This is a genomic window from Amycolatopsis sp. NPDC031561, from assembly GCF_055580625.1.
Map to the genome: position 1 here is coordinate 197,307 of NZ_JBVILA010000001.1, position 17,682 is coordinate 214,988.

16 protein-coding genes are annotated in these 17,682 nt (G+C 69.2%); 8 read left to right on the forward strand and 8 right to left on the reverse strand.

Translation table 11 applies throughout. From position 1 onward, the window contains the following. Window positions 1-204: 204 nt before the first annotated feature. The 4 genes from ACZ5IK_RS00950 to ACZ5IK_RS00965 are packed head-to-tail and all read left to right on the forward strand — an operon-like array spanning window position 205 to window position 3,636. Complete coding sequence (locus ACZ5IK_RS00950; RefSeq protein ID WP_465485990.1) at window positions 205-426, forward strand: type II toxin-antitoxin system RelE/ParE family toxin; 222 nt, start codon at window positions 205-207, stop codon at window positions 424-426. Further along, window positions 423-761, forward strand: a complete 339-nt coding sequence (locus tag ACZ5IK_RS00955; RefSeq protein ID WP_465485991.1) for a helix-turn-helix domain-containing protein — start codon at window positions 423-425, stop codon at window positions 759-761. The genes ACZ5IK_RS00950 and ACZ5IK_RS00955 overlap by 4 nt, the downstream gene beginning before the upstream one ends. 60 nt (window positions 762-821) lie before the next feature. Further along, the gene (locus tag ACZ5IK_RS00960; protein WP_465485992.1) at window positions 822-2,612 is read left to right on the forward strand and encodes an Hsp70 family protein; all 1,791 of its coding nucleotides are present in this window, start codon (window positions 822-824) and stop codon (window positions 2,610-2,612) included. A gap of 19 nt (window positions 2,613-2,631) precedes the next feature. Continuing rightward, window positions 2,632-3,636: a pyridoxamine 5'-phosphate oxidase family protein gene (locus ACZ5IK_RS00965; protein WP_465485993.1), complete on the forward strand. Its 1,005-nt coding sequence runs from the start codon at window positions 2,632-2,634 to the stop codon at window positions 3,634-3,636. A gap of 1 nt (window position 3,637) precedes the next feature. Here the strand turns inward: ACZ5IK_RS00965 and pcp are convergent, their stop codons facing one another. Together pcp and ACZ5IK_RS00975 are read right to left on the reverse strand one after the other, a co-directional pair. Beyond that, window positions 3,638-4,273 carry a pyroglutamyl-peptidase I gene (pcp, locus tag ACZ5IK_RS00970; RefSeq protein WP_101611058.1) on the reverse strand — a complete coding sequence of 212 codons (636 nt, stop codon included), beginning with the start codon at window positions 4,271-4,273 and terminating at the stop codon, window positions 3,638-3,640. A gap of 358 nt (window positions 4,274-4,631) precedes the next feature. Further along, complete coding sequence (locus tag ACZ5IK_RS00975; protein WP_465485994.1) at window positions 4,632-6,047, reverse strand: M1 family metallopeptidase; 1,416 nt, start codon at window positions 6,045-6,047, stop codon at window positions 4,632-4,634. Window positions 6,048-6,198: 151 nt separating this feature from the next. On the opposite strand from ACZ5IK_RS00975, the gene ACZ5IK_RS00980 reads away from it, so the two are divergent. Beyond that, window positions 6,199-9,384 carry an AfsR/SARP family transcriptional regulator gene (locus ACZ5IK_RS00980; RefSeq protein ID WP_465485995.1) on the forward strand — a complete coding sequence of 1,062 codons (3,186 nt, stop codon included), beginning with the start codon at window positions 6,199-6,201 and terminating at the stop codon, window positions 9,382-9,384. A 58-nt stretch (window positions 9,385-9,442) separates the two neighbouring features. Here the strand turns inward: ACZ5IK_RS00980 and ACZ5IK_RS00985 are convergent, their stop codons facing one another. Then, window positions 9,443-10,243, reverse strand: coding sequence for an ABC transporter permease (locus tag ACZ5IK_RS00985; protein ID WP_101611055.1), 801 nt, complete (start codon window positions 10,241-10,243; stop codon window positions 9,443-9,445). Next, window positions 10,240-11,217 (reverse strand): ATP-binding cassette domain-containing protein, encoded by a 978-nt coding sequence (locus ACZ5IK_RS00990; RefSeq protein ID WP_465485996.1) that lies wholly within the window; start codon window positions 11,215-11,217, stop codon window positions 10,240-10,242. Before ACZ5IK_RS00990 ends, ACZ5IK_RS00985 begins: the two co-directional genes overlap by 4 nt. A 181-nt stretch (window positions 11,218-11,398) precedes the next feature. On the opposite strand from ACZ5IK_RS00990, the gene ACZ5IK_RS00995 reads away from it, so the two are divergent. Beyond that, window positions 11,399-12,379 carry an endonuclease/exonuclease/phosphatase family protein gene (locus ACZ5IK_RS00995; protein ID WP_465485997.1) on the forward strand — a complete coding sequence of 327 codons (981 nt, stop codon included), beginning with the start codon at window positions 11,399-11,401 and terminating at the stop codon, window positions 12,377-12,379. 228 nt (window positions 12,380-12,607) lie between these two features. Here the strand turns inward: ACZ5IK_RS00995 and ACZ5IK_RS01000 are convergent, their stop codons facing one another. Both ACZ5IK_RS01000 and ACZ5IK_RS01005 read right to left on the reverse strand, forming a co-directional pair. Beyond that, window positions 12,608-13,423 carry an SIR2 family NAD-dependent protein deacylase gene (locus ACZ5IK_RS01000; RefSeq protein ID WP_465485998.1) on the reverse strand — a complete coding sequence of 272 codons (816 nt, stop codon included), beginning with the start codon at window positions 13,421-13,423 and terminating at the stop codon, window positions 12,608-12,610. Then, entirely contained in the window at window positions 13,416-13,724 is a 309-nt protein-coding gene (locus ACZ5IK_RS01005; RefSeq protein WP_005165349.1) for an antibiotic biosynthesis monooxygenase family protein, read from the reverse strand. The genes ACZ5IK_RS01000 and ACZ5IK_RS01005 overlap by 8 nt, the downstream gene beginning before the upstream one ends. Before the next feature lie 62 nt (window positions 13,725-13,786). Between ACZ5IK_RS01005 and ACZ5IK_RS01010 the strand changes: the two genes are divergently transcribed. Beyond that, window positions 13,787-14,974, forward strand: a complete 1,188-nt coding sequence (locus ACZ5IK_RS01010; RefSeq protein WP_465485999.1) for an FAD-dependent monooxygenase — start codon at window positions 13,787-13,789, stop codon at window positions 14,972-14,974. Between the two features lie 21 nt (window positions 14,975-14,995). On the opposite strand, the gene ACZ5IK_RS01015 is transcribed toward ACZ5IK_RS01010, so the two are convergent. Then, on the reverse strand, window positions 14,996-16,438 hold the full coding sequence (locus ACZ5IK_RS01015) for a M1 family metallopeptidase (protein WP_465486000.1): 1,443 nt from the start codon (window positions 16,436-16,438) through the stop codon (window positions 14,996-14,998). Between ACZ5IK_RS01015 and ACZ5IK_RS01020 the strand changes: the two genes are divergently transcribed. Then, entirely contained in the window at window positions 16,437-17,219 is a 783-nt protein-coding gene (locus tag ACZ5IK_RS01020) for an alpha/beta fold hydrolase (protein ID WP_465486001.1), read from the forward strand. The genes ACZ5IK_RS01015 and ACZ5IK_RS01020 overlap by 2 nt on opposite strands. Before the next feature lie 17 nt (window positions 17,220-17,236). Here ACZ5IK_RS01020 and ACZ5IK_RS01025 read toward each other — a convergent pair whose 3' ends face one another. After that, a complete protein-coding gene (locus ACZ5IK_RS01025; RefSeq protein ID WP_465486002.1) occupies window positions 17,237-17,677 on the reverse strand; it encodes a thioredoxin family protein in 441 nt (146 codons plus the stop codon). Window positions 17,678-17,682: the final 5 nt, after the last annotated feature.

Consider the following 17,682-nt stretch of genomic DNA (forward strand, 5'->3'; position numbering starts at 1 on the left):
AGTCACGCCCTCGATCACCTTGGGTGCAGACACGACGCCACCTTTGGGTCACCCCTCGATAACCCGAATCGCCACTCACGACCACCTGGACCGACACCTCGCGAACCACCCGTTGGTGTCCGGCGGCCGAAAGCGCGCTTTCGTGGGAACCCTGGCCTCGGCGGCCCGATCGATATAAGGTCTACATTATAGTCGCCTGATGAAGTGGGGGATCGAACTTCACGACACAACTTGAAAGAGCTGCGCCCGGCGTCGGCCGGGCGCACCGAGATCAGGATCTTGTTCGTCTTCGATCCGGTGCGGAAAGCCGTGCTCCTGGTGGCCGGCGACAAGGCCGGGAACTGGAAACGGTGGTACGACGTCAACATCCCGATCGCGGAGGAGCGATACCGGCGGCGTCTGGACGCGATGGAGGAGCTGAAATGAGTCGGTCCTGGAAAGAGGTCAAGGCCGAAAAGCTCGCTGCGGATCGCGAAGCGGGCCGCGACGTCGAAGCCGCGCGGGCAGCGGCGAGGGAAGCCACGCAGGCTTACGTCCTCGGCTTTCGGCTGTCGAAACTTCGCGAGGACGTCGGGCTGAGTCAGGCTGAGGTCGCCAAGCGAATGGGAGTGAGCCAGCCGCGGATCAGCCAGCTCGAGCAGGGCGATCCGAGCCAGATGGAATTGGACACTCTCCGCAGGTACATCGTCGCCTTGGGCGGCCGGATGCGCGTGGTCGCCGATTTCGACGATCATGACGTGACCATCTCCACCGCCGTCTGACCGCTCCCGGCCGCGCGATCTCCGCGTGAGACGATGCCCTCGGGTCCGGGAGGGGGTCAGGTGGACGTTCTGGCGATCGATTTCGGTACCTCCAGCACGGTCGGGGTGCTCTCGATCCACGGCAGGGGGACACAGGTCGTCGAGATCGACGGGTCGGTGACGATGTCGTCCGCGATCTACGTCGACAAGGACGGAACCGTCTTCGTCGGCCGCGACGCCGAACGCCGGGCCAGACTGGATCCGAGCCGGTTCGAAGCGAATCCGAAGCGGCGCATCGACGAGGGCGCCCTCCAGCTCGGTGACGTCACGCTTCCCATCGCGGACGCCTTCGCCGCGGTCCTGCGCCGCGTCGGCGAGGAGGCGGAGCTGCTCCTCCAGCGCCCGCCCGCGCAGGTGCGCATCTCCCATCCCGCGGGCTGGGGTCCCGATCGCAAGCAGGTCCTCCGCGACGCCGCGCTCAAGGCCGGTTTCGGCACGACGCTGCTCATCCCCGAGCCGGTCGCCGCCGCGGCGCACTACGCCTCCCTGAACCACGGTCACCGGCCGCCGGGTCCGATCGCGGTGTACGACCTCGGGGCGGGCACTTTCGACTGCGCCGTCGTCGGTGTCAGCGCCCAGGGGTTCGCCGTGCTGGCCGAGGACGGCCTGCCCGATCTCGGCAGTCTCGACATCGACCAGGCGCTGCTGGTGCACATCGGCCGCGAGGTTTCGCATTCCGATCCCGCGCAGTGGCAGCGAATCCTGCGCCCGCAGGCGGTCAGCGACCGCCGGACGCGCCGTTCGCTGCTGCAGGATGTCCGCGACGCCAAGGAAAGCCTGTCCCGGCATCAGCAGACCGAGATCCCGATGCCCGAGCCGTTCGGCGACGTGCGGGTGTCGCGGATGGAGCTGGAGGCGCTCGTCCGGCCGAGTTTCCTGCGCAGTGCCGAGCTGCTGGCCGCCACCATCCATCGGGCCGGACTCAGCCCGGCCCATCTCGGCGGGGTTTACCTCGTCGGCGGGCCGAGCCGGATGCCGTTGCTGGCGAGCCTGCTGGCGAACCAGCTCAGGATCGCGCCGACGACGCAGGACCAGCCGGAGACGGCGGTCGCGTTCGGGTTGCACCACGTGCCCGCGGGCGGTGAGGACTCGCAGCTGACCGTGCCCGCGTTCGCGCCGGTCGCACCGCCGGTGCGGCAGCCGCCCGTCCAGCAGCCGGTTCAGCAGCAGCCGCCCCGGCGTCCGCAGCCGCCCCGGCGTCCGCAGCCGCCGCGTTGGACGCCGCCTCCGCCCCCGCCGGGCCGGAGCTGGCAGAAGCCCACGACGTACGGCGTCATCGTGCTCGCCCTCGCGGCGATCGTGACGACGATCGTCCTGCTCAGCGGCGGTAAGGACGAACCGGTCGCCGCCCCGGCTCCGGCGCAGAAGCCGGCTTGCGATCAGCCGGGAGTGAAGGACGCGCAGGGATTCACGGACTGCCTCCGCCGGATCGCCGCCGTCATCCCGCAGCGGGACGAGTGCAGGGACGCGCCGGACGCGGCCGCCGCGATGGGTGCGGCTTCCGCGGTCACCTGCGTGTTCAAGAACGACGAGGCGTCGAACGCGATCAACTACTACCAGGGCGTCGCGATGACCGGCCTGGAGGACGACGCCCGGCGGCAGATGACCAAGGGCAAGCCCGTCGAGGGCACCTGGGCGACCGACGGCCTGCGCGGGCGCTACCTGGCGGGTGTCGGCAAGCGAAGCGGCATCGTGCTCTTCGGGACCGAGGACGCGCCGTTGAGCGCGATGCTCGTCTCGACCCGTCGCGACGGGACGGCGCGGACGACCCAGGAGATGGTCGACTTCTTCACCGCGCAGCTCAAACCCTGATTTAGGGTAGCCTAACCCCATGGAAGCCATCTGTGACCTGGCCGAACTCGAGCGGGTCGTGGGGAGCAGGCAGCTGCCGGTGATGATGAAGTCCATCGACAGGCTCGACCCCCACTGCGTCGCGCTGCTCGGCCGCGCTCCCGTGGCCGTTCTCGGTTACACCGGGGCCGGGCCGAGGGCCGCGGTGGTCGGTGGCGCTCCCGGGTTCGCGATCCCGGAAGGCCCCCAGCGCCTGCGGCTGCCGATTCCGCCGGACGCCGTGTCGGGCACCGGCGCCGCGTTGCTCGTCCTGCTCCCCGGCTGGCGCGAGACGCTGCGGATCAACGGAACGGTGGACGACGGCGCCCTCGTCGTCGAGGAGGCTTTCCTGCACTGCGGCAAGGCCGTGATCCGCTCCGGCGTCTGGGGCCCGGCCACGGCGTCCGAGATCGCCGACACCGAGGACGGTCCCGGACTCGGCCCCGCGGCGGCCGCCTTCCTCGGCACCGCGCCGCTCGCGGTGATCACCTCACGGGACGGCGACGGCCAGGCCGACGCCAGTCCCAAGGGTGATCCGCCCGGCGTCATCCGGCAGGTCGGGCCGAAGACCGTCGCGATCGCCGACCGGCCGGGAAACCGGCGCACCGACACGTTCCACAATGTGCTCGAACGGCCGCACGTGGCGATCGTGGCCCTCGCACCCGGCGACGACCGCGTCCTCGAACTCACCGGCACCGCGAGCATCAGCGCCGACGCCGAGCTTCGCGAGCCGATGGCCGAACGGGGCCGCGCCCCGAAAGCGGTGTTGCTGGTCGAGGTGGAGCACACGCGGCTCACGCACAGCGCGGCTGTCCGCGACGCCCGTCTCTGGGACGCCGAGCAGCACGTCGACCCGGAAGAACTGCCCAAACCCGCCGCGATCTGGACCGACCACATCAAGCTCAACGAGACCGCGGGCATCGCCGCGAAGCTCCTGCGGAAGGCGGCGGGCGAGCGGATGATGCGCGCCGCGATCTCCGTGGACTACCGGCAGAACCTGTACTGACTCAGTGCAGCGTGCCCGCCGGTGTCGAAAGATCCTCGGTCACCGAAAGCGCGGTGTCCACGATGATCCCCAGCGCTTCCGCCGCCCGGTGCACGGCCAGGCTCGGCGCCGTCGTCCGCGCGGCCTGCTCCGGCGTGTAGGGAACGTGCACGAAACCGCCCCGCACGCCGGGGAAGTCGTTGTCCAGCAAGTGCATCAGCCCGTAGAAGACCTGGTTGCACACGTAGGTCCCGGCCGAATACGAGACCGACGCCGGAAGTCCCGCGTCCTTGATCCCCGCGACACACGCCTTCACCGGCAGGGTCGTGAAGTACGCGTTGGGGCCGCCGGGGATCACCGGGACGTCGACGGGCTGCGAGCCCGCGTTGTCCGGGATGCGGGCGTCGATCAGGTTGATCGCGACCCGCTCCGGGGTCACGCCGGGGCGGCCGCCCGCCTGGCCGACACAGATCACTAGTTCCGGCCGGTACTCGTCGATCGCGTCGCGCAAGGTGACCAGCGACCGCGAGAACACGCACGGCAGTTCGACGGCCACGGCGTCGCGCCGCCGGCCGGTGAGCAGGGAAACCGCCTGCCACGACGGGTTCACCCGCTCACCGCCGAACGGTTCGAAACCGGTGAGGAGCACTGACGTCATGCCACTCACCCTAACGTGTGACGCGGGTCGGGCTGGTCCTCGTATTTGCTTACCCACTGGATCCTGCATGTCGTCTTGGTGAGCTTGTTCTGGATGTTGATATGGGTGAGCGGGGAAGATTCGAGACGTTGAACGTCCGGAATCTTCCCCGCTCGACGGGTGCAGGGGATGGTTCGGGGTTGATCAAGCACCGAGACCGGAACACCTCCATCGACGATGAAGGAATCGGGACACTCAACGTCCCAATTCCTTCATCGGCAGCACCGGCACTCGCTGAACCGTCACCCTCGTGCAGGCCTGGCCAGGCCGGTACGGACCTGCGATCCGAATGTTGCCTAGCCACTCACCAGGAGCGAGGTCAGGCGGCCGGCTTGAGATCCCCCGGGTAGAGGAACTCGGGCGCCGGTTTGGTGTTGCCGTAGAACCACGCGTCGAAGAAGCCCTGGAGGTTCTTGTGCGCGATGCGCTCGGCGAACTTCTGGAACTCCGGCAGGCTCGCGTTGCCGTCGCGGTGCAGGGCCGGCCATGTCCGCAGGATGCGGTCGAAGGGGGCCGCGCCGATGTAGTTCTTCAGCGCGTGCAGTGCCACCGGGCCCTTCGAGTACACGTACGTGAACTCGTTGCCGGGGCCCATGTCGTACAGCTTTCCCGCCCAGAACCGGTCCGTCGCCTTCTGCACGGCGGTCAGGTAGCGCGCCTTGAGGTCCTGACCCGATTTCGCCTCGGACCACAGCCACTCCGCGTAGGAGGCGAAGCATTCGTTGAGGCAGACGTCCTTCCACTTGTCGACGGCGACCGAGTCGCCCCACCACTGGTGGGCGTTCTCGTGCACGATCGTCGGGACGTTGCCCGCCGCGCCCGAGTAGATCGGCCTGCTCAGCGTTTCCAGCGAGAACCCGATCGGCTCGGCGAGGAAGATGCCGCCCGCCGCGTCCACCGGGTACCGCCCGAACTTCGACGCCAGGAAGTCGATGATCTCCGGCAGCCGCGCTTCGGCCTGCTTGGTCGAGGCGGGTGTGCCGGGGGCGTAGGCGTTGACGACCGGGGTGCCGTCCGACAGCTTCGTCCGCTCGAACTCCCATTTGTCGATCGCGACCGTCGTCATGTACGGCACCGCCGGGGTCTCTTCGGCCCAGGTGTAGGTGGTCTTCCCGCCGTTCTTGACCTGCCCGCGCTCCTGGCCGACCGCGATGACGCTCCATTCCGACGGCACGGTGACCGCGAGGTGGAAGGTCGCCTTGTCCCGCGGGGTGTCGTTGACCGGATACCAGGTCGTCGCGGACTTCGGCTCGCCGGCGACGAACGCGCCGCCGGATTTCGCGTACTGCCAGCCGTTCTCGCCCAGCAGCGGATCCTCGATCGCCTGCGGGACGCCGTGGTAGGCGACCTCGGCGGTGAACCGCTCGTGGTTCCGCAGCGAACGGGCCGGGGTGATCACCAGTTCGTGGTCACCGGTCCGCGTGAAGGCCGCCTTCCGCCCGTTGACCTTGATCGAGTCGACGGTCAGCCCGCGCAGGTCGAGGTTGAACGAGCTCAGCGCCTGTGTCGTCCGGCCGGTGATCGTCTGCAGGCCGGTGAGCTGCTTGGTGGCGGGCTCGTAGCCGATTTTCAGGTTGTAGTCGCCGACCTCGTAGCCGCCGTTGCCGTCCTGCGGGTAGTAGCTGTCGCCCGCCCCGTCGGCACCGGGTTTCCCGATGTCGGCGACGGCGGTCCCGCCGCCGAGGACACTCGCGGCCAGAACGGCGGCGATGACGGCCGCACTCCGGTACCTCATTCACGCTCCCAGTCGATCGGCTGTCACTTGGCCAAGAACGTAACGCCGTGACCTCGGCCGCCCGCCCGGAAAGCTCCCCGGTGCCCGGATAATCCCCACTTCCGTCGCCTAGTGGAGCTAAGGGTTTGCGGGTTCTGGAAAGCTGGGGTCCGTGCGTGTGACGCTGCTGGGCCCGGTCGGAGCGGAGGCCGGTGACGGCACCCCGGTCGACATCGGCGGTGCCCGCCTCCGCATGCTCTTGGCCAGGCTCGCGCTGGACCCCGGCCGCGGTGTCCCGGCGACGGCTCTCATCGACGGCCTCTGGGGTGCGGAACCGCCCGCCGACGCGGCGAACGCGCTGCAATCCCTGGTCTCGCGCCTGCGCAAGGTCCTGCGTGCCGACGACGTCGGTCTCGACTCGGGCCCTGGGGGTTACCGGCTGGACGTCGCCCGCGAGGACGTCGACGTGTTCCGCTTCGAACGGCTGGCCGCCCAGGGCCGTGCCGAGCTGGCGGCGGGCCGGGACGCCGGTGCGGCCGCCGTCCTCGCCGAAGCGCTCGGCCTCTGGCGTGGTCAAGCGTTGTCCGATGTGCTCGAAGCCCCGTTCGCGCAGGCACCGGCGACCCGGCTGGAGGATCTGCGTCTCGAGGCCGCCGAAGATCGTTTCGAGGCGGAGATCCGGCTCGGCGGGCACGACGAGGTCCTCGCGGACCTCAAGGAGGCTGTCGCGCGGAATCCGCTGCGCGAACGGCTCGCCGGGCTGTGGATCCGGGCGTTGTGCGCCGCGGACCGGCAGTCCGACGCCCTCGCCGTCTACGAGGAGGTCCGGGCGGCCCTGGCCGATCAGCTGGGGGTCGACCCGTCGGCCGAACTCCGGGAGATCCACCTCGCCGCGCTGCGCGGCGAACTCGGCCCGCCACCCGCGGCCGCCGACCGGCTCCCGGTCCGGCTGACCAGCTTCGTCGGCCGTGACGACGAGTTGAAGCTGGTCGCCGAACTCCTCTCCGGAGCGCGGCTGGTGACGCTGGTCGGTCCCGGCGGCGCCGGGAAGACGCGGCTGGCCACCGAGGTCGCGACGCGGCATCCGGCGCACGCGCGGGGGCGCGTCTGGTTCGTGCCGCTCGCCGGTGTCCGCGATCCCGGTGACCTGCCCGGCGCGGTCTTCGCGGCGCTGGAGCTGTGGGACCTCGGTCTTTCGCACGGCGCCGACCCGATGCGCCGCCCGGTGGACGCGCTGGCCCGGGTGGTGGAAACGCTCGGCGCCGGCGAATCGGTGCTGGTGCTGGACAACTGCGAGCATCTGGTCGACACGGCCGCGGAGCTGGCGAACACCCTGCTGCGCCGCGTGCCGACCTTGCGGATCCTCGCGACGAGCCGCGAAGCGCTGGCCATCGACGGCGAGACGCTGTGCCCGCTCGGCCCGTTGTCCGTCCCGGACGGGACGCCGACCGTTCCGGAGGCCGCCGAGGCGGGCGCGATCCGGCTGTTCGTCGACCGCGCGCTGGCCGTGCGCCCGGACTTCGTCCTGGACGAGTCCACAGTGGACGAAGTCGCGCAGATCTGCCGTCGGCTGGACGGGATGCCGCTGGCACTGGAACTGGCCGCCGCGCGGCTGCGCTCGATGACCGTCGCGCAGATCTCGCAACGCCTCGACGACCGGTTCCGCCTGCTGACCTCGGGCAGCCGGACGGCCTTGCCCAGGCAGCGGACGCTGCGCGCCGTCGTCGAGTGGAGCTGGGACCTGCTCGACCACGCCGAACACGTGCTCGCCAGGCGGCTCTCGGTGTTCGGTGCCGGTGCCGAGGTCGAAGCGATCGAAAGCGTCTGTGCCGGGGAAGGCTTGCCCGTCGAAGACGTCCTTTACGTCCTCGGCTCGCTGGTCGAGAAGTCCATTGTGGACGCGATGGCGGGCGATCACGGCGAGCCGCGCTACCGCATGCTGGAGACGATCCGGGCGTACGCGGCGGAACGTCTCGACGAGGCCGAAGAACGAGAACGGCTGACGAAGGCGTATCACCGCTACTACGCCGAACTCGCCGAGCGGCTGGAGCCGTTGCTGCGGACGCGGGACCAGCTCGTCGCCATCTCGCGGTTCGACGCCGAGCACGGCAACATCGTGACGGCGCTCCGTCAGGCCATCGACGTCGGCGACGCGGAGATGGCGATGCACCTGTTCGGCGGCGTCTTCTGGTACTGGCTGATCAAGGGGGACAGCGCCAGGGTCGAGTCCTTCGTCTCCGAGGTGCTCGCTTTCGGCGACCGTCTGGAAGAGGACTTCGCGGCCGCGTTCCGGGCGATGCGCGAGATCACCATGATGATCCCCGGGGTCGGAAACCCCGAAGCCACGCGTTCGCTCATCGACGACTGTGTGCGGACGAACGCGCACATCCGGTTCGCCGGGCTGTCCATCGGCCTGCCGATGCTGGCCTTCTTCAGCCAGAGCAAGGAACTCGCGCACCGCGAGGTGAACAGGGCGCTGTCGAGCCCGGACCCGTGGGCCAGGTCGGCGGGATCGTGGGCGCAGAGTTTCATCCTCACCGACGACGGTGACACCGAAGGCGCGGACAGGGCCAGGGACAAGGCTTACGAAGGATTCCTGGCGGTGGGCGACCGCTGGGGCACCGCGATGGCGGTGGGCATGAAGGCGAGCGACATCTCGATGTCGGGCGACCACGAGGCCGCGCTTTCGCTGTACCGGCAAGGGCTCGCCCTCGCGCTCGAACTGGGTTCGCAGGACGACGTGATCCAGCAGCGCTGGCGGCTCGCGACCGAGTACGCGAGGGCAGGCGACCTCGAAACGGCGCTACAGGAGATACGCGAGGCGGAGCGCTACGCGGTCGACACGGGCAACGATCAGCTCGCGGTGATGGTCCTGGTGGGGAAGGCCGACCTGTACGGCCGCCTCGGCCGGATCGACGAGGCGCGCGAGATCGCCGCCCGGTTCCGCGAGCTGATGGCCAAGGTGCCGTTGCCGGGCATGTTCGGCGATGAGTTCGGCGGGCTCATCGAGACGGGGGTGGCGCTGGCCGCCGGAGATCTGGACGAGGCCGAACGCGGTGCCGCGATCGTCGTCAGGTCCACCGCGGAGCGCGGCGACATGCCCGACCTGGGGCGGATCGTCGAGGTCGCGGGCCTGATCCGGTTCCGGCAGGGGCGGCCCGAGGCCGCAGTCCGGCTCCTCGGCGCGGCAAAGCTCCTCCGCGGCAGGACGGACCTCGGTGAGCCCGACATCCGGAGGCTGATCGACGACCTCCGCGAGAACTTCGGCGAGGAACGCTACGAAGCACTGCTCGTCCAGGACGCAGGGCTGTCCCGTGCCGAACTGGTCTCCTGGATCATCCGGGAAGTGAGCGCATGAAGAACTCCTCCTCCCGGCGGGAGAAGGAGTCCTTCACGCGCGTTCCCCCTGACCCCCGTCAGACGCGCTTGCGGTAAGCCCAGGTGGCGAGCGGGAAGAAGACCGCGATCGCGGCCGCCATCCAGATCAGCGAGCCGGTCAGCGGCCCGGCGATCGCCCCGCCGTTCATCAGGCCGCGGAGGACGTCGGACATCTGTGTCACCGGGCTGATGTCGGCCCACGCCTTCAACCAGCCGGGCATGGTGCCGGTCGGGACGAAGACGTTGCTGCCGAAGGTCAGCGGCATCAGCACCACGAACATCAGGCCCTGCACCGCGCCGGGGCTCTTCACCAGCATCCCGACGAACACCGACGCCCAGCAGAACGCCAGCGCGAACGCGATCGCCAGCACGACGGCCAGCGCGAACTCCGCCGGACCGGTCTGGATCCGGTAGCCCATGATCGTCGCGACGATCATCAGCACGGTGATGCACACCAGGTACCGCACGACGTCGGCCAGCACGGCGCCGATCAGCGGGGCGGATCTCGCGATCGGCATCGCCCGGAAGCGGTCGAACACGCCCTTCGTGACGTCGGTGTTGAGCTGGACGCCGACGGTCATGCTGGCCTGCAGGATGTTGAACACCATGATGCCGGGCACGATCATCTGGAGGTAGCCCTCGGTGCTGCCCATGATCGCGCCACCGAACAGGTAGACGAACATGACCAGGAAGATGATCGGCGCGATGGTGACGTCGGCCAGCTGTTCCGGGTTCTTGCGGATCTTCAGGATGCCGCGCCAGGCAAGGGAAAGCCCGTGCTGGACGCTGCTGGAGAGGGAAACGTGCCGTGGTGCCGCGGGCACTGCGATGGTCGTCATACCAGGCTCCCTTCCGGAGTCGTGTCCTTTGTGGACTCTTCGGGTCGCTTGCCGGTGAGCGCGAGGAACACCTCGTCGAGGCTGGGCAGCCGCAGCGCCAGTTCGTCCGCGGTGATCCCGGCTTCGTCCAGTTTGCGGACCAGGGTGGACAGCAGGACGGGGTCGGCGACGGGCGCGGTGAGCAGCCCGGTGTCGTTGTCCCGGTTCGGCTTGGCCCCGGTGAGCGCGGCCAGGATGCGCTCGACGGCGTCGAGATCGGCGAGCGCGGTCGGCCGGACCTGCAGCGTCTGGCCGCCGGTCCGGCGCTTGAGCTCGTCGGCCCGCCCGTTCGCCACGACCAGCCCACGGTCGAACACGGTGATCGTGTCGGCCAGCTGGTCGGCCTCCTCCAGGTACTGCGTGGTGAGCAGCACCGTCGTCCCGTCCGCGACCAGCGTCCGGACCACGGCCCAGACCTCGTTGCGGGCGTGCGGGTCGAGTCCGGTGGTCGGCTCGTCCAGGTAGAGCACCTTCGGACGGCCGACCAGGCTCGCGGCGAGGTCGAGCCGCCGCCGCATCCCGCCCGAGTAGGTCTTGATCGCGCGTCCGGCGGCGTCGGTCAGTTCGAACCGCTCCAGCAGGTCGGCCGCGCGCTTCTTGGCGTCCGCCCTCGAGAACTCCAGCAGCCTGCCGATCAGCACGAGGTTCTCCGTACCGGAGAGGTCCTCGTCGACCGACGCGTACTGCCCGGTCAGCCCGATCATGCTGCGGACCGCCATCGGGTTCTTGACGACGTCGTGACCGAAGACGCTCGCGTGGCCGCGGTCCGGCCGGATCAAGGTGGCCAGGATCCGGACGGCGGTGGTCTTCCCCGCGCCGTTCGGCCCCAGCACCCCGACCACCTTGCCCGCCGGGACCTCCAGATCGACCCCGTCGAGCGCCTTCGTCTCCCCATAGTGCTTGACCAGGCCCTCGGCCCTGATCGCGTGCGTCATGTTTCCTCCTGTGGATCTCGCCCCGCGGACAAAGGTGCCCGCCCCGGCTGGCAGGCCGCGCACAGCGGGCTGACAGCGGCTGGCACAACCTGATAAGCGCTGGTAGCCGCGGCGTGAGGTGGTTGTGGAGGTGTTGTGGAGACCGCCGCCACATCGGGCGTTGATCGGCATACTCGATGTCATGGTGATCGAAGAACGGGCGGTTCCCCGGACCCGCGGGAGTGCCCGGGGGAAGCTGGTCAGCGGGCTGCTCATCGGGGCGGTCGTGCCGTTCGCGGTGCTGACGGCGATGCGGCTGGTGGGCTACGACGGCAACACGTACACGATCGCGGCGCTCGCGCTGACGCCGTACGCCGGGATCGCGACGCTGGTGCTGGCCGTTCTCGCCCTGGGGCTCCGCCGCTGGTGGGTCGCGGCCGTCGCCCTGGTCCTGACCTTCACGATCGCCGCCCTGGTGCTGCCCCGCGCGTTCGCGAACGAGCAGAAGGCGCTCGGCGGGAAGCACGTCCGCGTGCTGGCGTCGAACATGCTCGGCGGGCAGGCGGATCCGGACAGGATCGTCGGCTACGTGAAGGAACACCAGGTCGACGTCCTGAGCCTGACCGAGCTGACGCCCGAGGCGATCACCGGGCTCGACCGGGCCGGGTTGTTCCGGCTCTTGCCGTTCCAGGTGCTGCATCCGGCGGAGTGGGCCTCCGGCTCCGGGCTGGTGTCGAAGTACCCGCTGACGCCGCTGACGCTGAGCGGCGACTCGACCTACAAACAGCCGAGTGCGGGCGTGGACCTCGGCGACGGTGTCCGGATAGAGGTCGTCGCGGTCCATCCCGCGGCGCCGATGTGGGACAGGCACGCGTGGGTCGACGAGGCCAAGGACCTGCCGTACGCCGACGCGGAGCACGACATCCGGATCCTGGCAGGCGACTTCAACGCCAGCCTCGACCACTCGGTCTTCCGTGAGCTGCTGACCAGGGGATACGTGGACGCGGCCGATCAGCTGGGGAAGGCGCTGCAGGGGACCTGGACGAACGGGGCGGTACCGCCGGTGCCGATCGACCACGTGCTGGCGGACAAACGGGCGGCCATCGCGGACTTCAAGGTGCTGGAGACGCCCGGCAGCGATCACGATGCCGTGTACGCCGAGGTCGTGCTGCCCGGAAAGTGACCTCCACGCCTCGTGAGTGGTAAGGGCGGTTCGGGTTCTGGTGGACCGGTATTCGCTTTGCCGACCCACTGGATCCTGATGTCATCTCGGTGGCTTGTAGAGCTTGTTCTGGATGCCGATGTCATCGAGCCCCGAGACCGGAGCGACCCCTTCGACTACCGCACACCATCTTCACCCTGGTCACGCATAGGTAGGCAAATACCGGTCCGCTCTAACCGTCCTTACCACTCACGAGGCGAGCAGGGCGTCCAGCGCCTTGAGGGTTTCGAGGCCGTTGCTCGCCAGTGAGACGCCGCGGCCGTGCCGGATCCCGGGTTCGCGCGGGTTGATCCGGACCAGGGCGCCGGTCGCGGCGCTGGCCAGCTCCGAGTAGCGCCGCACGGTGGGCACGGCCTGCCCGGCGCCGAGTTCCACCACCACGAGGTCGCGATGCGCGCGGCGCCACGCGGTCAGCTCGTCGAGCTGGGCCTGGCTGCGCTGCCCGAGCCAGTCGTAGTCGCCGAACATCAGGATGTTGGGGCGCGCGAGGCCACCGCAGCGCGGGCACGACGGCAGCGGGTCGAGCGCGCGCATCGTGTCCTCGTCGACCGGGACCTCGACGTCGTCCGACGGCCAGATCTCGGGGGTGCACCGGGAAAGGCACTGCAGGTGATGGATCGATCCGTGCGCCTCGGCCACGTGCGGATAGCCGGCTTTCTGGAACTGACCGTCCACATTGGACGTGAACACGCGCACGCCGCCGGGTTTGCGCGAGCCCCAGGACGCCAGGAGCCGGAACCCCTCGTGCGGGACGGTGGCGCGGTACAGCGCGAGCCGGTGCCCGTAAAAACCCCAGGCCAGCTCGGGATCTTCGGCGAAATGCCGCGGGTCGGCGAGTTCGACGAAGCTGATGCCCAGCCGCTCGTACGGCGGATACGCCTTCCAGAAACCCTCGTCGCCCCGGAAATCGGGCAGGCCGGAGTCGACGCCCATGCCGGCGCCGGCGCAGACGAGCAGCGCGCCGGCGCCGTCGATCAGTTCCGCGGCTCGTTCGAGCTCACTCACCCGGCTTCGAAGCCTGGACGACCTCGAATTCCAGCAGGTTCGCGCCGCTGGAGACCGGCTTCGCGCGCTCACCCGCATGCGCCTCACGCGCCGGGCCGGACGCCCACGCCTGGTACGCCTCTTCGGACTCCCACTTCGTGTAGACGAAGTAGCGGCTTTCGCCGGAGACCGGGCGGAGCAGTTCGAAGCCGAGGAAGCCGGGCTGGTTGTCGACGGCGTGCAGCCGTGCGGCGAACCGCTTCTCCAGCTCGGGGCCTGCGCCCTCGGGGACCTCGATCGCGTTGATCTTCACGACAGCCATGCCGTCCACCCTACGGTGAAACTCTTTTGCGCCGCGATGTGATGCGTGGGACCTTCCGGAGAATGGCCGACACGAAGATCCTCATCTCGGGCGCGAGCGTCGCGGGCCCCGCGCTGGCGTTCTGGCTGACGCGATACGGGTTCGACGTGACCATCGTGGAGCGCGCGCCTTCGTTGCGCCCCGGTGGTCAGGCCGTCGACCTGCGCGGAACGGCCAGGGAGGTCGCCCGCCGCATGGGCTTGGACGAACGCATCCGCGCGGCGTGCACGGACACCGAGGGCGAGACGCTCGTCGACCGGAAGAGCCGGACGAAGGCCACCCGCCGCGCCGACGACTTCGGCGGTGACGGGGTCATCGCCGAGATCGAGATCCTCCGCGGCGACCTGACCGAAGTGCTGTACGAGGCGACCAGGGAGAAGACGGAGTACGTCTTCGGCGACCGGATCACCGCGCTGGACGAGAGGGCAGACGGCGTCGACGTCACCTTCGCCAGTGGCACGCGGAGGACGTTCGACGTGGTCATCGGGGCGGACGGGCTGCACTCCGGAGTGCGGGCGCTGGCCTTCGGCGAAGAGTCCCGGTTCGTCCGGCATCTGGGCTCGTACCTGGCGTTCTTCACCGTGCCGAACCGGCTGGGCCTGCGGAACTGGGCGATCGGCTTCGACGACGTCGGCCGGTCCGCCGGGATCCGCGCGATTCGCGACGGTCACGAGGCGATGGCCTACTTCGGGTTCGCCTCGGAGAAGGTCGACTACGACTACCGCGACATCGAGGCGCAGAAGGCGCTGGTCCGCGGGTTCGCCGCCGGGATGGAATGGGAGGCACCCTGGCTGCTGGAACGGCTGGACGACGCCCCCGACTTCTACTTCGACTCGTGCGCCCAGGTGATCATGGAGTCCTGGTCGCGCGGCCGGATCGGGCTGCTGGGTGACGCCGCGTTCTGCCCGTCGCCGCTCTCCGGACAGGGCACGAGCCTGGCGTTCGTCGGCGCGTACGTCCTCGCCGGGGAACTCGCCGCCGACCTCGAAACCGGCCTCGAGCGGTACGAGTCGGTGATGCGCGAGTTCGTCGAGAACACGCAGGCGATGGGGCGGGCCAACGCCGAGACGATCTTCGCGAAGTCGCGGACGGCCCTGCGGACGAGGTACCTGATGATGCGGGCGATGCGGCTCAAACCGATCGCCGCGCTGGCGTCACGGAAGATGCGGGACGTGGTGAACGGGATCGACCTGCCCGACTACCGCAACTAGAGGACTACTTGCGATAGGCACCTAGCCCCGCAGGGTGCCTGGCAGCAGTTCGGCGTCCGGGGGGATCACCGTGCCGTGGAACCAGGCGTCGAAGAACGGCCGCAGATCCTGCTCCGAGAGCTTGATCGTGAACGCCTCGAAATCCGCCCAGGACGCGTTGGCGTTCCGGTGCGCCGCCGGCCATTCCTTCAGCAGCCGCGCGAACGCGCCTTCGCCGATTTTGCGCCGCAGCGCGTGGATGGCCAGGATCCCCTTGTCGTAGACGCCGTGGAATTCCTTTCCCGCCCCCATGTCGACCAGCTTCGGCCTCCAGAAATCCGGGCTGCCCCGCATGATCTCGAGGGCGGCGCGATAGCGGTCGTCGAGGTTCTGGCCGTCCCGCGATTCCTGCCAAAGCCATTGCGCGTACGACGCGAGACATTCGTTGAGGCAGATGTCGGACCACGAATTCAGCGTCACCGAATCGCCGAACCACTGGTGTGCGGTTTCGTGCACCACGGTGATCAGGTCGGCCCATTTCGCGTAGGTCGGCCTGGTCTGGGTCTCCAGCGAGAAGTGGATGTCCTCGTCGAGGTAGATCCCGCCCGCCGCGTCCACCGGGTACGGCCCGAACTTCGAGGTCAGGAAGCCGATGATCTCCGGCAGCCGCCTTCCGGCGTCGCGCCTGTCCTCGGCACCCGGCGCGTACGCGTTGACCAGCGGCGTCCCGTCCGGGAGTGACATCCGGTCGACGGTGAACTTGTCGATCGCCACGGTGGTCAGGTAGGCCGCCACGGGCGTGCGCTCCTGCCAGGACGTCGTGGACCAGCCGTTCGCCGAGGTCTTCTGGATCTCGCGGCCGTTCGAGATGACGGTCCAGCCGTCCGGCACCCGGGCGGTGAGGTTGAACATCGCCTTGTCGCGCGGGGTTTCGTTGACGGGGTACCAGAACGACGCCGAATGCGGCTCGCCGACGATGAACGCGCCGCCGTCCTTCGACTTCTGCCAGCCGTTCTCGCTGCCGCCCGCCTTGGGGGTCGCCGAAGGGTCGCCGCCGTAGACGACCTTCGTGCGGAAAGCGGTCCCGTTCCGGATCGGTTCGGCGGGCGTCACCACCAGCTCGAATTCGCCCTCCCGGGCGAACTTCGCCGGTTTTCCGTCCACTTCAACGGATTGGACCGTCAAGCCGCGTAAGTCCAAGTTGTACCGATTGAGGTCTTGGGTCGCTTTCGCGGTCACCGTGGTGTCGCCGTCGAGACGCCCTTTCGCGGGGTCGTAAGTGATCCCGACCTGGTACTCGACCGCGTCGTAGCCGCCGTTTCCGTCCATCGGGTAGTACGGATCGCCCGCGCCCGCGGCGCCCGGCGCCGGGTTCATCGGCGGCGGCGGTGGGGGCTCCGCCGGGGGAGGATCGGGACTGCAACCGATAATCAGGGCGCAGATGACCCCCAGGACCAGACCGGCGGCGGGGACACGGCTGCGCATGGAGGGGAGCTTAGTGGTGATTCAGCGCGACGGGTTGATCACTTTCGGCGGTGACGGGCCGCCGATCGTCCTCCTGCACGGGCTGATGGGCAGGGCGACGACGTGGTGGCGGGTCGCGCGAAGGCTCGAACCGTACGGGCGTGTCCACGGTCTCGACGCGCGCGGGCACGGACGCGGACCGCGCGGTGGCCCCTGGCGCACCGAGCGCTTCGCCGACGACGTCGCCGAGGTCTTGAAGACCTTCGACGAGCCCGCGGTCCTGATCGGACATTCGATGGGCGGCCTGCACGCGTGGGTCACCGCGGCGACCCATCCCGGACTCGTCCGCGCCGTGGTCTGCGAGGACTTCGCGCCGGACCAGCGCGGACGGACCGTCGACGACTGGCGCGGCCACTTCGAATCCTGGCCGGTCCCGTTCCGGTCACTGGCCCACGTGCGCGAATTCTTCGGCGACACCGGCGACTATTTCATCGAATGCGTCGAAGAACGCGAAGACGGCTATCACCTGATCGCCTCGCTCCCCGATCTGTACGAGATCGCGGCGGAATGGGGACGGCGGGACTTCTGGGAGTACGTCGAACGCCTCCGATGCCCGCTGCTGGCGATCGAGGGCGAACGGACGGCGATGCCGCACGGGCAGCAGGCCGAACTCGCGGCCCGCGTGCCCGGCGGCCTCGGCCGTCACATCGTCGTCGAGGGCGCCGGGCACGTCGTGCACGAAGAGGCCCCGGAGACCTACCTCGGTGCCGTCGAAGCGTTTCTCTCCGACGTCATCGGGTAGGCCCCGGAGCCACACGCTCAGCCCTTCGCCAACTGAGCGTTGATCCAGGCGCGCAGCTTCGCTTCGCCGGGGTAGCCGATGTTCCGGGAGGACGGCAGTTCCGCGGTGTTGCGGACCCCGACCAGCGTCGGGAGATACTGGATGTTGTACCGGCTGGAGAGGTCCCGGCTGCGGTCGACGTCGACCTCGCCGAGCAGGAACTTGCCGCCGTACTCACCGGCGAGCCGTTCGATGACCGGCTTCATCTGGCGGCACGGCGGGCACCAGGTCGCGCCGAAGTCCATGATGACCAGCTTCTGCTTCGAGATGTTCATGACCTCGGCGTAGTTGGCCGACGTCACCACCATCACGTTCTCGGCCGTCGGTGAAGGTGCGGCCGAAGCCGCGCCGGAGCCGAAACCAGTGATGAGCGCCAGCACGCCGGCCAGCACGCAGACGAACCGTTTGCATTTGGACAAGACGT

Bases quoted from the DNA above. Each gene is read 5' to 3' on its own strand.
- ACZ5IK_RS01010 (WP_465485999.1), top strand. From the start codon at position 13,787: ATGGCCGACACGAAGATCCTCATCTCGGGCGCGAGCGTCGCGGGCCCC.
- ACZ5IK_RS00965 (WP_465485993.1), top strand. From the start codon at position 2,632: ATGGAAGCCATCTGTGACCTGGCCGAACTCGAGCGGGTCGTGGGGAGC.
- ACZ5IK_RS00955 (WP_465485991.1), top strand. From the start codon at position 423: ATGAGTCGGTCCTGGAAAGAGGTCAAGGCCGAAAAGCTCGCTGCGGAT.
- ACZ5IK_RS00985 (WP_101611055.1), bottom strand. From the start codon at position 10,243: ATGACGACCATCGCAGTGCCCGCGGCACCACGGCACGTTTCCCTCTCC.
- ACZ5IK_RS00975 (WP_465485994.1), bottom strand. From the start codon at position 6,047: ATGAGGTACCGGAGTGCGGCCGTCATCGCCGCCGTTCTGGCCGCGAGT.
- ACZ5IK_RS01015 (WP_465486000.1), bottom strand. From the start codon at position 16,438: ATGCGCAGCCGTGTCCCCGCCGCCGGTCTGGTCCTGGGGGTCATCTGC.
- ACZ5IK_RS00990 (WP_465485996.1), bottom strand. From the start codon at position 11,217: ATGACGCACGCGATCAGGGCCGAGGGCCTGGTCAAGCACTATGGGGAG.
- ACZ5IK_RS01020 (WP_465486001.1), top strand. From the start codon at position 16,437: ATGGAGGGGAGCTTAGTGGTGATTCAGCGCGACGGGTTGATCACTTTC.
- ACZ5IK_RS01005 (WP_005165349.1), bottom strand. From the start codon at position 13,724: ATGGCTGTCGTGAAGATCAACGCGATCGAGGTCCCCGAGGGCGCAGGC.
- ACZ5IK_RS00995 (WP_465485997.1), top strand. From the start codon at position 11,399: ATGGTGATCGAAGAACGGGCGGTTCCCCGGACCCGCGGGAGTGCCCGG.
- pcp (WP_101611058.1), bottom strand. From the start codon at position 4,273: ATGACGTCAGTGCTCCTCACCGGTTTCGAACCGTTCGGCGGTGAGCGG.